General features: G+C 46.2%; 14 protein-coding genes. 10 read left to right on the top strand and 4 right to left on the bottom strand.

Features of this window, described 5'->3' with window-relative positions:
• Nucleotides 1-57: 57 nt before the first annotated feature.
• Complete coding sequence (locus tag CMR00_01730; protein PIO49081.1) at nt 58-1,287, top strand: 3-deoxy-D-manno-octulosonic acid transferase; 1,230 nt, start codon at nt 58-60, stop codon at nt 1,285-1,287.
• 73 nt (nt 1,288-1,360) lie between these two features.
• Here CMR00_01730 and CMR00_01735 read toward each other — a convergent pair whose 3' ends face one another.
• Nucleotides 1,361-1,744, bottom strand: a complete 384-nt coding sequence (locus tag CMR00_01735) for a hypothetical protein (protein PIO49082.1) — start codon at nt 1,742-1,744, stop codon at nt 1,361-1,363.
• A 154-nt stretch (nt 1,745-1,898) separates the two neighbouring features.
• Between CMR00_01735 and CMR00_01740 the strand changes: the two genes are divergently transcribed.
• The 6 genes from CMR00_01740 to CMR00_01765 all read left to right on the top strand — a co-directional run bounded on the left by CMR00_01740 (nt 1,899) and on the right by CMR00_01765 (nt 7,571).
• Nucleotides 1,899-2,825, top strand: coding sequence for a site-specific tyrosine recombinase XerD (locus CMR00_01740; protein PIO49083.1), 927 nt, complete (start codon nt 1,899-1,901; stop codon nt 2,823-2,825).
• Complete coding sequence (locus CMR00_01745; GenBank protein ID PIO49084.1) at nt 2,825-3,985, top strand: hypothetical protein; 1,161 nt, start codon at nt 2,825-2,827, stop codon at nt 3,983-3,985. The genes CMR00_01740 and CMR00_01745 overlap by 1 nt, the downstream gene beginning before the upstream one ends.
• Before the next feature lie 145 nt (nt 3,986-4,130).
• Nucleotides 4,131-4,967, top strand: a complete 837-nt coding sequence (locus CMR00_01750; GenBank protein PIO49085.1) for a methyltransferase type 11 — start codon at nt 4,131-4,133, stop codon at nt 4,965-4,967.
• A gap of 471 nt (nt 4,968-5,438) precedes the next feature.
• A complete protein-coding gene (locus CMR00_01755) occupies nt 5,439-6,152 on the top strand; it encodes a hypothetical protein (protein ID PIO49086.1) in 714 nt (237 codons plus the stop codon).
• A 75-nt stretch (nt 6,153-6,227) separates the two neighbouring features.
• Entirely contained in the window at nt 6,228-6,998 is a 771-nt protein-coding gene (locus tag CMR00_01760; protein PIO49087.1) for a hypothetical protein, read from the top strand.
• A 177-nt stretch (nt 6,999-7,175) separates the two neighbouring features.
• Complete coding sequence (locus CMR00_01765) at nt 7,176-7,571, top strand: hypothetical protein (protein ID PIO49088.1); 396 nt, start codon at nt 7,176-7,178, stop codon at nt 7,569-7,571.
• Between the two features lie 116 nt (nt 7,572-7,687).
• On the opposite strand, the gene CMR00_01770 is transcribed toward CMR00_01765, so the two are convergent.
• Nucleotides 7,688-8,464: an indole-3-glycerol phosphate synthase gene (locus CMR00_01770; protein PIO49089.1), complete on the bottom strand. Its 777-nt coding sequence runs from the start codon at nt 8,462-8,464 to the stop codon at nt 7,688-7,690.
• Between the two features lie 143 nt (nt 8,465-8,607).
• Here CMR00_01770 and CMR00_01775 point away from each other — a divergent pair, with 143 nt between their 5' ends.
• Nucleotides 8,608-8,889 (top strand): hypothetical protein, encoded by a 282-nt coding sequence (locus CMR00_01775; protein ID PIO49090.1) that lies wholly within the window; start codon nt 8,608-8,610, stop codon nt 8,887-8,889.
• 16 nt (nt 8,890-8,905) lie between these two features.
• Here the strand turns inward: CMR00_01775 and CMR00_01780 are convergent, their stop codons facing one another.
• Entirely contained in the window at nt 8,906-10,105 is a 1,200-nt protein-coding gene (locus tag CMR00_01780) for a glycosyl transferase (protein PIO49091.1), read from the bottom strand.
• Nucleotides 10,106-10,277: 172 nt separating this feature from the next.
• Here CMR00_01780 and CMR00_01785 point away from each other — a divergent pair, with 172 nt between their 5' ends.
• Nucleotides 10,278-12,104, top strand: coding sequence for a sodium:proton exchanger (locus CMR00_01785; protein PIO49092.1), 1,827 nt, complete (start codon nt 10,278-10,280; stop codon nt 12,102-12,104).
• 268 nt (nt 12,105-12,372) lie between these two features.
• On the opposite strand, the gene CMR00_01790 is transcribed toward CMR00_01785, so the two are convergent.
• Nucleotides 12,373-13,752, bottom strand: coding sequence for a B12-binding domain-containing radical SAM protein (locus CMR00_01790; GenBank protein PIO49093.1), 1,380 nt, complete (start codon nt 13,750-13,752; stop codon nt 12,373-12,375).
• A gap of 247 nt (nt 13,753-13,999) precedes the next feature.
• On the opposite strand from CMR00_01790, the gene CMR00_01795 reads away from it, so the two are divergent.
• Nucleotides 14,000-15,058: a ferrochelatase gene (locus tag CMR00_01795; protein ID PIO49094.1), complete on the top strand. Its 1,059-nt coding sequence runs from the start codon at nt 14,000-14,002 to the stop codon at nt 15,056-15,058.
• Nucleotides 15,059-15,112: the final 54 nt, after the last annotated feature.

Genomic DNA, 15,112 nt, shown 5'->3' on the forward strand with positions numbered 1-15,112 from the left:
CTGCAGGCATGACCGCAAGTGCAAAATAACCGTCCTAGCAGGCATATATTAACGCGGATGTTCAATATGCTTCAATTTTGGCGCGTACTTTATTCGCTGCTCTTGCCGCTGCTACAGCTTGGTGTGCGTCTTGCTTCACGCTTTTCTCCAAAAATTAAGGCTACGCTGCAAGGTCGAGCGCAACTTTTTGAGAGCATTGAGCAAGCCATGCAGCGTATCCCAAACGACGGTGCCTTGCGTGTCTGGATTCATGCTGCCTCCGTAGGTGAATTTGAGCAAGCACGACCGATTATTCAAAAGCTGCGCAATGAATTAGGTGCAAGACTCTTCGTATCCTTTCTTTCAGTGTCGGGTTATGAAGCGCGCAAAAATGATGCAGGCGCCGACCTGGTGTGCTACTTGCCCGAAGATACAGAGCGCAACGCCGCGCGCTTTCTGGAACTGATTCGTCCATCACTTTTGCTTGTCATGCGCTATGACTTTTGGTTCAATCACCTTTTCACAGCTCGCGAATATGGTGTCGAACTTGTGCTGGCAAACGCCTCATTGCGCCACGATAGTGCCTATCTCAAACCCATCGCCAAAAGTTTTTACAAGCAAATCTTCCTACTCTTCGATAAAATTTTCACGGTAACAGAAGCCGATAAAAAAAATTTCGAGCAAGGCTTTGGCTTAAAGAACGTAGAAGTCGCTGGCGATACGCGCTACGATCAGGTGTTGCGTCGCAGTCAATCCAGAGCAAAGGTGGCGCATCTGGCTTCGCATTTTGAAGACAGAAAAGTACTCGTGGCAGGCAGTGTATGGGAGAGCGATTTAGCGATTTTATTGCCTGCTTTTAAGCGGTTGCATCAAACCCTGCCGAAGTTGTCTTTAATTCTTGTGCCGCATGAAGTTAGCACTGAAAAAATTCAGCGTGTGCTGACTCAGCTTGCAAGTGTAGGCTTAGAAAGCGAGCGCATTTCCTCTCTTTCAGAAAATTTTTCAGGTGAAAAAGTTTTGGTAATTGATCAAATTGGATACTTAGCAGAACTATATTCTCTAGCGGATGTGGCTTACATCGGTGGCGGCTTTGGCGTCAATGTGCATAATGTGTTAGAGGCGGCGGTCTATGCAATACCGCTTGTCTATGGCAGCCGAATTCGCAAATCGCGCGAGGCGCAAGAGTTAGCAGAAGCTGGTGGTGGAAAAATCATCAAAACTGAATCTGAACTCTTCAAAGCACTCCAAACTTTTTTACGGATGAGACTGCTGCACACACTGCAGGCGAAATTTGCCGCACTCATGTAAGCTCACGCTTAGGTGCTACAGAAAAGATTTTCCACTATCTCTTGCCGCTCTCAACATCGTCTAATGCATCACGCTAATTTTTCAGAGGCGTCTTAGGCGGATATGAATGCGCCTTGACATCGCCGAATACTTTCACTTGGCAGGCAAGTCGCAGCGGGTGACCGTGTTCATCACACTCTGCAAAGCCATGCGCTTTGATTGCCTCGCGCTCAGTTTTACTCATCGGTGAAAGATGTTCAGCGCCAGTGTCAATAGCAACAAGGCAACCTGCACAGAGTGCATGACCATAGCAAGCTGAAACCAGCATGGTGCCAGCTGACCAGGCGCCAAACAACAGCGATGTCCCATAGAGCACTTTCCCAGAGCGACCATCTACCGTTACCGTTACCACGCCTTCATCTTTGTCGCTTTTAGCGACTTTACCTTGTCTGCCTGTTTCTGAAAATAACTTCAGCATAGTTTTCTCCTCCAAGAATTTCTTTTGCTGCTGTGCTGCAGCTTTTCTTACACTTGAAAATTAGCTTTTTTCAGAAGCCGAAAAACCGATTTTTTCATTTGTGTAACAAGTGCAAGTTTAGATGTAAATTTGAGTTCGTATTGACTTAATTCAAATGTCGAGTGTTCAACTTGCGCCACCATTTTCCCAGTATTTGCGTGATTTTCTCAACTATCTTGTACTTGAGAGAAATCTTGCGGAAAACACCAAAGCTGCATACCGCAACGACCTTGAGCGCTACCTTGCTTTTATGGCTGAGCGCCATGCATCCTTGCGCACGGTCTCACTATCTGATCTGCAAGATTTTATCAAACTGCTGGGTGAGCTCGGCTTAGAGTCAGCATCAATTTCGCGCAATATCTCTGCAATTCGTAGCCTGCACAGTTTTTTAGTGGCAGAAAAAGAGCTAGAGAAAAATCTTGCCGACAGCCTTTCTTTGCCAAAGTTAGCGCGCTATTTGCCAAACGTGCTCTCACAAGAAGAAGTATTTCGCTTGCTGGATGCGCCACTGCAGCAGGTGCAGACACCACTGTCAAAATATCCTTTGCGCGATAAGGCAATTCTGGAGTTGATGTATGCTTGTGGCTTGCGTGTCAGTGAAGCCGTAGCGCTCAGACAGCAAAATCTTTTTTTTGAAATGGGATTTATTCGCGTTTTTGGTAAAGGCTCAAAAGAGCGTTTGGTGCCAGTGGGGCGTTCGGCAATAGCATGGGTTGAGAAATATCGTGCAGAGTGTCGTGTAAAGTTGATGAATAAATTTTCCGAAGATGCACTGTTTCTGAATCATCGTGGCAAAGCACTCACGAGAATGTCGCTCTACAACATTGTGCGTCAGTATGCGCTTGCAGCAGGGATTACAAAACCAATTTCGCCGCATACCTTGCGGCACAGTTTCGCAACACATTTGCTCGAGGGCGGGGCTGACCTTAGAGCCGTTCAAGAAATGTTAGGACACAGCAGCATCAAAGCCACACAAATCTATACGCATATTGATCGCGCCTTTTTGAAAGAAGTGCACAAAACGTTTCACCCAAGAGGATGATGAAAGCACTTGTGTTGATAAGCATAATGATGCTGGAGATGCTAGGGCATCTTGCACTTGCACAGAGTGTACGCTACTATCGCAGCGCGATGCGAGACGAGCAAAAACTTTTCGTCGGTCGCTTTCCTGTCTCTGAAAAAGACGTGTCAAACTTAGATGAATGTTACCGCTTCACTTACAGCCGTTCAGGTATTGATTTGCTGGGCGTGGCGTATCTTGAGCGGGGCAAAGTCTCAGCGTCTTTCAATCCATTAGGGGCACCTGAACTGCAGTTTCGATACAACGCACAGCATCAACTGATCGAAAAAATTACGCTCGATACCGAGCAGCGACGCACATCACTGACGAAGTACATCTACAAAAATTCAAGGCTCATAGAAGAGCAGATTTTTGATGCGAGCGGCGCACTCAGCTCAAAGATGACCTTGAAATATGATGAAAAGGGACGACTGATTGAACGCGCATATCGAGACGCAAAAAATGCACTGCAAAACAATGCTGCCGACTATGCCATGCAGCGCTTCACTTACGACAACGACTATCTCAAATCTGAAACGTATTATGATGCCTCTATGAAAATGTTGCGGCGCAATGAATTTGTCTACGAAGACGGCAACCGCACACAGCATGCCGTGTATGGCAGCGATGGCAAACTGATTGAAAAACAAACCTTCAAATACGATGCTAATCGACGCGTGATTGAAACTGCAGACTACGATGAGTATGAGCAACTCAAACACATTCGCCGCTACAAATACGATGCGCAAGGGCGTCTCATTGAGCAGCGTTTTTTCAATGCCAAAGGCGTGTTGAGCGAAGATTCTTTTGGTGTGGCGATAACTGAGCTATTCTATGATGCAGCTGGTAACCGTGTGCGTGAAGTGCGCTACGATGCGCTCAGTCGACCTATGATAGACGAGCGCTACAATCAATACGGCAGTCCAGTGTTGCGCTATGTGATGGATGAAAAAGGTAAATCAACATCGATTATTCGCACAGATTACGATGCGTTCGGCAACCGTGTGAAGGAAACGCTCTTAGCAGCAGATGAGCGCAACCGCGAGATGCTCAAAGAAGAAAAATTTTTTGAGAAAGGCAGGCTGGTGCGACATCTTTTCTATGATAAAAACGGCAAACTGCAGCGAGAAGTAAATCGATAACATCCGCGTAACTTTGCACAACAGTGCCTGCACGTTCAACTGTGCGCTAGTGCAAGAATTGTGACAAAGCTCTCAGCACAAGAGAATACGAAAGGCTTAAACTCTTTGTACAATCCGAAAACATTGAAACGGAGGAGACACGACAATGATGACAACTTCTCCTGCTGCAAACTATACTGCAATGTCGTTTAGAGACATTGCCACAAGCTACAACAAAATCAATGCGATTCCGGAGAAAGCTGCACTGCAAATCGGAAAAGTGATTGCTCACGTCGTAGGCAAACATTCCTCAATTCTTGACATTGGGGCAGGTGCTGGGCGCATCACGATTCCAATTGCAGTAGCAGGCTGCAGCGTAACTGCACTCGATTGCGAGCCTAAAATGCTCGAGGAACTTGAACGACAAATCAAAGAGTTTTCACTTAACATCAAGACTGTTGTGGGCGATGCAACCAAGTTGCCTTTTGCTGACCAAACCTTCGATGCTGTCTTTACAAGCAATCTTCTGCATCTTGTGCCCGAATGGGAAAAAGCCATTGATGAAGCCATTCGCGTGATGAAATTTGGCGGAGTTTTCATTCAAGGGCGCGATTGGGTTGCACCTGAATCTTGCTTTGCACGTCTGCGAAATAAACTGCGCGAAAATGTCGCAGCCCTTGATCCAAACTTAAAGCCGACCGCAGCTGCTGGACCGGCGCTGTTTCAAGCGCTCGAGAAGCGCGGTGGAAAAAATGAGCCTGAAATCATTGCAGCGCGTTGGACAATCTCAACAAGCCCAGCTCAAGTGCTCGCGCAGATGGAAGCGCGCACCTTCAACGAAACATGGCAGTTAGAAGAAGGCTTGCTGCGCGAAGCTCTCGGACGCACGCGCGGTTGGGCAAGAGAGCAGTGGCACAGTCTCACGCGTGAAGAGACCGTAGAATTTCGCTTCCTGATTTATCTCACCAGAGCCCTGAAAAGAAAACAAAGTGAGGAATCCTAATAGACGGTTTGGACGATTTTTACGCAAAATGCACAAAGAATAAGGAGGTTGCACTGCGACTGGCAAAAGTATAATCAAGCGAGCGCTGTGCAGCGTTTTGAGCAAAAAGAGTAACTTACACATAAATCAGTTGTAGCGCTTGGTGAATGCAAGTCAGTTCCCACGATAAAGACTTTACGCTACTCATCAAGCGTTTTTTGACACCGTTGAAAAAGGACCTACAGAAGCGACTGAGCGAAGGTTCAGTCGCTTTCTTGTTAAAGTACTAACACACAACAAGTAAGAATACTTGCCTAACTCAAACTCTCTAAGACCGACTAATTGCGTGAATAGAAAACATCTTTTGGGTGTTATCGCCATGCTGTGTGCAGCCTTAAGTCTTGCACATGCTGTGCAGGCACAAGCGACTAAGTAAGCTCTGCACGTTGGCTCAAAGGTATTGGGGTTGCAGAAGGCACAGATATTAGCAAGATGCGTGCAGAAGCCGTTGCCAAAGCACGCGTTGATGCATTAGGAAAAGTTGGGGTTGTTATTGAAAACAGCGCTGTGCTTATCCAAGCAGAAAATGCAGGTAAAGTGATTGATTTCTTTAGCCAACTCTCCTCTTCAAAAATGCGCGGCATTATCTTAGAAGAGCGCAACAAAATTATCTCTGACCCTAAGCCGATTGCTGGTGCAAAAAGCCTCTATCAACTCACGGCTGAATTGGAAGCGCTCATTGATGTGCAACAAGGTGAACCCGATAGAGAGTTTGAAGTCAAGTTAGAGACAGATAGAGACACTTACATTGAAGAGCAGCCCATTTATCTCAACGTGCTCTCTACGCACAATGGCTACCTGACTATTTTTCACATTCATAACGATTCGCTCTCTGTCATTTTCCCGAATGCTATCTCGAAAGAAAACGCTATCACGAAGAACGTGCCAGTCAAGTTCCCACCAACGAATGTATATGACTTAATCGCTGAAAATGAGAGAGGAGAAGATGTTGCGCTGCAGCAGTTTATTGCTGTGGTAACAAAAGAGAAAATCCCATTCCCAAATTTTGAGGAGATTAAAATCCAGAACAAAGAGTTGCTTGTCAAGCAAGAATCATTTTCAACTTGGGCAATGTGGTTACACAAAATTCCTGCACCACAATACGCTTCTGATAGAAAAGCCGTGAAAGTGGTACGGAAGAAGTGAAATTCAGGACACCCAAACGGAATACTTATATTTCTTTCTCAACAACTTCACAACATTTTCAAAAAAGGAGTTACAATGAAATCGCCTAAGGAACTCTCTGACATGCTCGTCTCGATTGAGAACTTGGAGCGTAAGCCCATCGGCATCAAGTTCATCAAGTCTATGGAAGAAATTCCAAAAGGCATAAGAAAATTTGGTGAGCGTGCACAAGGCGTGGCAAAGTCTATGCTCTGCGCAATGTGGGGCGATGCATTTGCTGGTGCAGACCCATTCTACACGGTCAAATCTGACCATATTTGCGGCGGTGGCACGATTGCTGCTGGCTTCGGTACAACAATGCCTATTGAGCAAGCCGCTAAATTTATGATTGGTGAAAACCTTGTTTATGGTACACTGGAAGGCTTAAAGCGCGCAATGGAATCGACTTTGCCGTTCAAAGAGGGAGAGTTTGTCGCGCAAATTATCTCGCCACTTGAAAAAATGGATTTAGAGGCGCTTCGTCCTGACCTTGTGTTCATCATCTGCAAACCGTATCAAGGACAGCATATCTTGCGCGCCTACGGTTTTGATAGCGGTGAAATTGTACACGGCATTGGCGGTACATCAACCTGCGAGATGGTCTCAAGCTACGTGATGCATACAGGCAAACCGACTTTCACGCTGGGCGACTTAGGCGGTAATACTGGTATGAATATCAAAGACGATGAAGTATTGCTTGCCTTTCCCTTTGCACTCTTAGAAATTGCGGTAAAAAATCTGACGCGCATCTGTCGCAATAGCACGATGTATAAGCACAATCTTTATCACGAGGTGCCTTCAGAGCTGAGTACCTCAACATCAGTATAGTGTGCTCTGCTTCAAGAAAGAAGCGCGTTGTGCTAAACATGGACATGAGAACTCAAGTGTTGTACGATTTCTTAACGAATTCTTTACACAGCTTTCTGTAACTCTTTCTTTCTAGCTTGCGTAAAGCCACCTGTCTTTGAAAGAAGTGTAACTCAACCAAACCAAACATAACTCGTTATGAAATCGCTTCGCACTGTCTTTTCTATGCTTGTTCTTGTGCTATCTTTTTCTGCTGCTGCTGTTGCAGCTGATGATATCGAAGAGCGCTCCAAGATGTTCATTGCCAACGTGTTCTCTGGAAAGTATGAGGACGCTGCCGCAATGATTTCTAACTCATCAAGCCTCAAAGCTGTGGATAATCTCGCCGATTTTGGCATAGGGCTGCGCGCTGCGCTGGGCGACTACAAACGTACATCAAAAGTTGATGTGCGTGAGACGCGCAGTACAACAACGGTGGTCTTGATGTGCGACTTTGAAAATGGTCAGGCAAAAGTCACCATCACATACAATGAAACAGGACGAATCACAGCTGTCTCGTTTAAGCCTGTAGTGTCGCAAGCTGCAAGCAAGTAACGCGTCGTGAGCAAAACAAAGAAGGCAGTCTAAAAGGACTGCCTTTTTCTTTTATGCAAATTTTGGTGTGCACTGCAAAAAAGCGGAGAAATGCAGTCAGAGGCATGCAGCAAATGTTACTGCCACTTGTAGTTGAGTTTCTCTTTTTCAAGCAACCCCTCGCCGATGAGCACTGCATCGAAGCCCGCTTCATCAATAAGGTGCAGGTCATCTTGTGATTTTATGCCGCTCTCTGAGACGGTAACGATGCCTGCGGGAATGAGCGCTTTGAGACGAAGAGAGGTTTGCAGGTCGACCGAAAAATCCACAAGGTTGCGATTATTGATGCCAATGAGTTTTGCGCCACTCTCAAGTGCAATTTGCAGTTCATCTTCGTTATGCACTTCAACCAGTGTCTCAAGCATCAGCGAGTGCGCAAGAAACATCAATTCTTGCAAGCGCAGGCGAGAGAGAGCCGCCACGATGAGCAAAATTGCGTCTGCACCTATCAGGCGCGATTCATAGACTTGGGATTCATCGATAATGAAGTCCTTGCGCAGCACAGGCAGAGGAAATGTCATTCTCACATTGCTCAGGTAGTCGGCTTTGCCTTGAAAGAACTGCTCATCTGTTAGAACCGAGAATGCACTTGCACCAAGAGCGCGGTATGTCTCTGCCAGATGAAACGGGTCAAAATCTTCGACCATAACACCGCGTGAAGGAGAGGCTTTTTTTAGTTCAGCAATAAGTCGCAAGGGTGCCTCGGATGGGCGGCGGAGCACCGAGAAAAAACGGCGAGTGGGCGGCAGTTGTGCGGCAAGATCGTTATACTGCTGCTTGATATTGCGCGCTTTGAGTTGTGCAACTTCTATCGTTTTCGTGTCTAAAATTTTATTTAGGATGTTCTCGGGCATTGACTCTTGCACAGCTGGCTACGTGGAAACTTTCGAGAAAATTCAAAGATTCATAAATTTTCGTAAGATGAAAAGATGTAAATAAAATATAACTTGTAACAATTCTCACGCGAAAAACTGAAACTGCAAACCATCTGAGTATTATGAGCCACCACACGGTCTCTAAGGAATACATTGAAAAAGTTTTCTTGCAATACTATGCGGATGGTCGCAAAGGGGAATTTTTTCTTACGGATAATTTCAATAATCTCAAAGGGTTCAGACCTATAATTGAAACAAACAAGAAAAAAATTAAGGACGTGGCAGTGAGTTTAGTGAGAGCAGGTTTTCTTGTGGGAGAAATCAAGCGCGACGAACGTGAAGTTACTGTAACCATCTCTGGGATTACGCCTGAAGGGCTCAAGTACCTACGTTCCATTTCTTGACGATCACTCCACCTTGCTATGCACTGGCGCTAAAGCGCGACTTAGCTTTAAGCAAGGCGATAGGATAAAATGTGCCGCGCCACTCAACCCCGCCACGTAGCGTGATTTTGACAGCTGAACTGATGAGTGCATAAAGAAACAAGAGCGATGCAAGAGGATGCAGGATGGTAACGCGTAAAGTGCCGAGGACATTTGGGCGCAGTGTAAAATAAATCAGAAAAATCATGGCGATCCCGCCAAGTGCACAGCACTTCGTAAATGAGCTCTCCAAAAAGAAGAGCCAGTAAGGCGCAATAAGTCCGAAAAGTGTGCCGACAATACCAATGCCGACCCAAAGCCATGAGAAGTTAATGCCCGGAAATGCGCTGCGTTCAATGCCTCGCACGCTGTCCCAAAGCCCTTCGCGCCAGCGCACAGAAAGCCAATCGCTCCCTCTAACAACATGTGTTGCCTCACCAAATTGTTTGACCCAATAGCCTAACTTGACATCGTCATCGACATTGGCGCGCAAGCGCTCATGTGTACCAATTTTTTCATAAAGCTGACGCTCAATAAAGTTAAAGGCACCGACACCAATGTAGGCTTTGCGATTCTTAGCATCGCGTGCACCGCTTGGACTAAATTTCCATGTGAAAAGAAACCCAAAGAGCGCAATAAAGGCTTCTTCCATGGCGCTGCTGGTCAGCATCTTTGGATAAGCGACAAGATGTTTTACGCCTGTCTGCATGGCGTATCCAACCGTGCGCGCAAGTGTCTCAGGATGGAAGAAAATATCAGCATCGGTGAAAAGTAAATACTCACCTGTTGCGTGCTCAAAGCCAAGTTGATTGGCATAATTCTTCCCGAGCCAACCATCTGGCAATTTCTCAACATGGATGACACGGAGCTGTGGATACTTTTGCGCAAGCGCATCAAGAATTTCACCGGTGCGGTCAGTAGAGCGGTCGTTGATAGCAATGATTTCCAAGTTTGGGTACGTCTGTGCAAGCAGCGTGGAAAGGGCATCGTGAAGTTTTGCATCTTCATTTCGCGCGGGGACAATAACGCTTACACGAGGTAAATGGGGCGACAAGGGTAGGGGCGCATCAGCAAGGCTGGGCATCTGCTGGCGCATCAACACGGCACGAATCCAGAAGCCAATCCATGCCGCAAAATTCACAGCGGCAAAGGCGTCCCAGAAAGAAAGAGCAGAAAAGGAAAAGTCGTCAAAATGCATCTAAGGACAGAGGTTTCAATTTGAAAAGACAAACGCTAAAATTCGATATCAAATTTCTAATTTCAGTCCTTAATTGTTTCTTACTGCAAAACGATTTACTCAAAGACAACGGTTCGAGGTAAGAAGTCAAAGGAGCAAAGCATACTTTCAAGAGTAATTCAGGGCAAATGTGATGCACGAGTTCGATTTCCTTAAAGAACTGGTTATTATCAGCACGGCGGCGCTGGTGATTGTGCTCATCTTCCAGCGCATCAAGATTCCATCTGTCATTGGGCTTATTGTAACAGGCATTGTGCTGGGGCAGTCGGGTGTAAGACTGATTGAGAATATGTCGCTTATCAGTACGCTTGCTGAATTAGGCGTGGTGCTCTTGCTCTTTACGATTGGGTTGGAGTTTTCCGTAGAAGAATTGCGCCGTCTCTCGCGGATTGTGATGGTCGGTGGCATCTTTCAGGTCTTGCTAACCGGTGCAATTGTCGGTGGCTTAGCCTACTATCTTCTGCCGACAATCGGCGTCGAGATGACTTGGCAATCTGCAGTGTTTATTGGGATGGCGCTTGCGCTCAGTAGCACCGCAATTTGCCTAAAAATTCTCTCTGACCGCAATGAACTTTTCTTACCGCACGGCAAAATCGCATTGGGCATTCTCATTTTTCAAGACATTGCAATTGTGCCCATGATGATCGGCGTCAGTTTTCTCTCGCCAAATGGTCAACAGTCACTTGATAAAATTCTGCAAGACTTAGGTTTACTGGTAATTTTTGCAATTGGTATTGTGGGTGGTTTTCGTTTGATTATGCCATACCTGACAAGGATGTTAGCCTCAATCAATGCTAGAGAAGTGTTGGTCTTAGGCGCACTGTTGCTATGTTTTGGGTCAGCTTATTTGACGTCGCTAGCGGGGCTTTCTATGGCACTTGGGGCGTTTATTGCCGGCGTGATTATTTCAAGTACAGACGAAAGTCATGCTATTGCTCAAGCTATTGAACCGATTCGTGACGCACTGACAAGTATCTTTTTTGTCTCGGTCGGATTGTTGCTTAATGTCGAGCTTGAGGAACTGCCGCTTTACCTTTTGCTGGCTGTTGCGGTATTGGTCGTAAATGCTGCTTTAGCGACGGTGGTTGGTATAGCACTTGGCTATTCTTTGCGTGTGAGTCTGATGGCGGGTATGGTGCTGGCACAAGTAGGTGAGTTCTCGTTTGTGCTGGCTAAGATTGGTAAGTTTGAAGGCATTATCTCAAGCGAGGTCTATCAAGGATTGTTAGCGGTGATTGTGGTGACGATGGTTGTTACACCTGCCTTGATTGCGATGGCACCACGTGTCGCAGAGCGATTGACACCGGGCTTAGCGTTCATTCCATTGCATGAGGATGGCTCACATCCTGAAGCCGATAAACTGCAACAAGCGCAGTCACAAGCAGAAATCGAACAGTTCAATCCTCATGTCGTCGTCATTGGCTATGGTGAAAATGGACGCAATGTAGCCAGCGTACTTGCAGCAACGAATGTGCGACATACCATTTTAGACAATAACAAAGCTATCGTTGAAGCTGCGCGTCGAGCTGGCGAAAAGTATGTCTTCTACGGTGATGCAACCTCAAAGCAAGCCTTGATGCAAGTCGGCGTGCATGTGGCGCAATCAGTGGCGATAGGAATTTCAGAGGCGGAAGCCGTGGAGAAGTGCATTAAAATAACAAGAGAGTTAAATCCAAAAGCCTTTATTATTGTGCGCGCCCGCAGCTTGAGCGAGGTGTCGCGTCTCTACGCTGCAGGCGCAAGCGAAGTTGTTACAGAAAAATTTGAAACCTCGATTCAAATCTTCTCTCTGCTGCTGCGTCAATTTGGCATTCCATCGGAAGTGATTACAGAGCAACAAGAAATTATACGGCGAGAGTGCTGCAAAATTTTCCCACAATTCTCACTGCCTGATCCTACACTAGTAGCGACCAAAACCAGCACTGAGCCGCAAGCGACGGCACAAAGCGAAAAAGTCTAAGCCTACTGCCCCAGCGAAAGCGATATAGCTTGCCTGCTCAAATCACCAGCGCAAGGAAGATTACCCCAAGTCCAAACATCACAGCGACAGCTAAAAAGACAGATCCAGCTTGAATCCCCTCTTGTCCTTTGGCTTTAGAGGTACGCACCAGAGCAACGAGTGCGCCCAGCGTTAGCAAAATACCTGTAACGAGCAAAGCTAACTGCATAACTTCACCTGAAGTTCAGAGTAGTAAGCCAAGAAGCCCACGAAAAGCACCTGAAAATGTTTAGAGAAACATTTGCGGCTTGAGTTGGCGTGTAAAGTAATGCATTGCGACATTGACCATCCACACCCAATTGAATGGCTTGCCTTTCATACGATACCAGATATTTTTCCAAGAATAAATCTCGCGTTGAATCTTAATGAAGTTATGCAAAAACTCCTCACGCTCCATTTTCGCTGGCTTGTAGATGTAGTGATAGGTGTCGTACTTATCCCAGTTGAAATGCTCAATGCGCGGTTTCATCTCTTCAAACCAAGGCGTACCTGGAAATGGTGTAGCAATGGTAAAGACTGGGAACTCAATGCGGTTGCGCATAATGAAATCATATGTGCCTTGAAAACTGGCAGGTGTATCCGTGTCAAACCCAAAGATAAAATAGCCCTGAATGCCAATACCTTGGCGATGCACGTTTGCGACCACTTCATCATAGCGCGATATACGGTTCGAGCCTTTATGCACATACTTAATGGTTTCAGGAGTAACGGACTCGAAGCCAATGTTTAAGAGTTCGCAACCTGCTTCTTTAGCAAGTTCAGCTACCTTGGGATTTTCTAAGAAGTTCATTGAGATATTGGCATTCCACTTTGCTCCTAAGCCAATCATGGCATTGAGCAGTTCTTCCATAAATGCGGGCTTGAAACTAATGTTGTCATCCATGAAGGAAATATGAATATCCTTCTTGCCCAAGCGGTCTTGATGAAATTTGATTTCGTTCACGACGCGGTCGGTATCACGTGTGCGGAAAGATTTGCCGTAAATCGTTGGTGTAGTGCAGAAGTTGCAGCCGACAGGGCAGCCTTTTGTGGCAAGCAGCGGGATGCGGAAACTATAATTTTTGGAGTTCGGTGAGCGTAAAACGATGTTAAAATCGGGGCGATCCATTTCTTGCATGGATTTGAATGTGCCAGCGCGATACTGCGGTTTCATTGTGTCACGCTCAACATCTTCACGCAAAGCATCCCAAACAGATTCAACTTCGCCAAAAACCACACTGGTGGCATGTTCCTTTGCTTCTTCAAAAAGCATTGTAGGGTGCGTGCCGCCTAAGATGACGCGTTTGCCTTGCGCCAGCGCTCGATCTGCAATTTCATACGCTTTGGAGACATTGAGCGTACGTGCCGTAATAGCTACGACATCGTAAGGTGAAAAATCCTGCGGTACTTTGTCGCCAATGCGCTCATCAATAAACTCCACATCAAAGTGTTTTTGCGCCAGGGTGCCTACCATCATCAAATTGAGTGGAATGCTCACTTTCCCAGAGTCAACCATCAAGTTGGTACGGCTTTTGGGTTGGATAAGTAGCCATCGCTTGCGGCGCGTCGGTTTAGCAGGTGTAGGATTGGGCAAGATGGAGACTTGCTCTGAAGGCACGAACCCGTTCATATCGTACTCCTTTTAATGTTGCGGTTTAAGGTTAGCTTATTTTTCAAGATACGCAGAAACAAAATGAAACTCAAAGTCGAGTCAGAGCCTAAGCGCTCAAATTCAAGGCAGTTATGAAAAATTGAGATAAAATGCACTGCAAGGAAATGAAGTACATACAACTGCTGTTTGAAGAGATAGTAAATCCAACGCGCAAGAAGGTGTTCATACAACTGCCCTTGTGCCCATCAACTGAAGTAAAAAATCTATGAAAAAGAAAATTGCCGTGTTGCTCGTAACCTATGGAGAAGTCGAGCAGCTTTCTTTTACGCATCTCTACCCTAACGCATGGCGAATCCTGCAACTGATCACCTCTCGCATTGCGAATTTGCCACTGCCACTCAAAGCCTTCATTGCGCTCATGCGTACCCTGCGCCGAAGAAAAGAATGGAAGAGGATGCGCTACCAGCCTAAGCTGGCACAAATCAACCGCAAGCAAACAACAGCGCTAGCAAAGAGACTTAAAACAGTAAAGCAGCTTGCAGATTGTGAGGTACAGTTCATCGTGAAAGATGCGTATTACTTCATAAAACCGTATTATGAAAACGTGCTCAATGAAGTAGAACACATATCTGATGGTGTGATTGTGGTACCAATGATCCCGATTGAATCCGACTTTGCTTGTGGCGTGGCATGTTACCTTATGCTGGAACATCTCGGCGACGAAGTCTTTGAGAAAGTGCGTGTCATCAAACATCTATGGAACAACAGCGACTTCATTGCCCTCTGCGTCAATCATATCTTTGAAAGGCTCGAGGCGCGTCCAGAACGAAAGAAGGGTTTAGCACTCGTTGCACATGGTACACTGATTAAAGACACAAACGGTGAGGAGCCGAAAGCCAACACGGGCTACAAAGAAACGATAGCGTTCTACGAAAGACTTAAAGCCGCCATTGAGCGCGATCAGCGCAATAGCTTTGCAAGCATCAAACTGGGCGCTATGAACCACAAGTTTGGCGGCACTTGGATGACTGAAACACTCGGACGCGCTTTGGAAGAATTCAAAGCCGAAGGCATTGAAGAAGTGGTAATCTTTCCATTCGGTTTCTTAGCTGATAACAGCGAAGCCGACCTTGAAGCCGTAATGGAAGTCCAACAAGCTGGCTATCCCTTGCAGTATATCCCATGCCTGAACGATTCGCCTGACTTTATTGACTTGCTGGCTGGGCGCGTCAAACTTGCAGCGACACAGCTTGTACAACTGCAAACCTTCAGACAGACGCAAATGCAAAAAAGTTTGAGCTTAGCAACAGGTGAAGTGTCGTAAGCGCATCAGAGCGTAGAGAACATCGCTTGCAGGTCTTCACAAAAACTCATTCAA

It is taken from the genome of [Chlorobium] sp. 445 (genome assembly GCA_002763895.1).
Classification (GTDB): Bacteria; Bacteroidota; Chlorobiia; order Chlorobiales; family Thermochlorobacteraceae; genus Thermochlorobacter.

What these genes read in the sequence shown, in the direction of transcription:
- CMR00_01730 (PIO49081.1), top strand. Translation starts at nt 58, where the DNA reads ATGTTCAATATGCTTCAATTTTGGCGCGTACTTTATTCGCTGCTCTTG.
- CMR00_01735 (PIO49082.1), bottom strand. Translation starts at nt 1,744, where the DNA reads ATGCTGAAGTTATTTTCAGAAACAGGCAGACAAGGTAAAGTCGCTAAA.
- CMR00_01740 (PIO49083.1), top strand. Translation starts at nt 1,899, where the DNA reads ATGTCGAGTGTTCAACTTGCGCCACCATTTTCCCAGTATTTGCGTGAT.
- CMR00_01745 (PIO49084.1), top strand. Translation starts at nt 2,825, where the DNA reads ATGAAAGCACTTGTGTTGATAAGCATAATGATGCTGGAGATGCTAGGG.
- CMR00_01750 (PIO49085.1), top strand. Translation starts at nt 4,131, where the DNA reads ATGATGACAACTTCTCCTGCTGCAAACTATACTGCAATGTCGTTTAGA.
- CMR00_01755 (PIO49086.1), top strand. Translation starts at nt 5,439, where the DNA reads ATGCGTGCAGAAGCCGTTGCCAAAGCACGCGTTGATGCATTAGGAAAA.
- CMR00_01760 (PIO49087.1), top strand. Translation starts at nt 6,228, where the DNA reads ATGAAATCGCCTAAGGAACTCTCTGACATGCTCGTCTCGATTGAGAAC.
- CMR00_01765 (PIO49088.1), top strand. Translation starts at nt 7,176, where the DNA reads ATGAAATCGCTTCGCACTGTCTTTTCTATGCTTGTTCTTGTGCTATCT.
- CMR00_01770 (PIO49089.1), bottom strand. Translation starts at nt 8,464, where the DNA reads ATGCCCGAGAACATCCTAAATAAAATTTTAGACACGAAAACGATAGAA.
- CMR00_01775 (PIO49090.1), top strand. Translation starts at nt 8,608, where the DNA reads ATGAGCCACCACACGGTCTCTAAGGAATACATTGAAAAAGTTTTCTTG.
- CMR00_01780 (PIO49091.1), bottom strand. Translation starts at nt 10,105, where the DNA reads ATGCATTTTGACGACTTTTCCTTTTCTGCTCTTTCTTTCTGGGACGCC.
- CMR00_01785 (PIO49092.1), top strand. Translation starts at nt 10,278, where the DNA reads ATGCACGAGTTCGATTTCCTTAAAGAACTGGTTATTATCAGCACGGCG.
- CMR00_01790 (PIO49093.1), bottom strand. Translation starts at nt 13,752, where the DNA reads ATGAACGGGTTCGTGCCTTCAGAGCAAGTCTCCATCTTGCCCAATCCT.
- CMR00_01795 (PIO49094.1), top strand. Translation starts at nt 14,000, where the DNA reads ATGAAAAAGAAAATTGCCGTGTTGCTCGTAACCTATGGAGAAGTCGAG.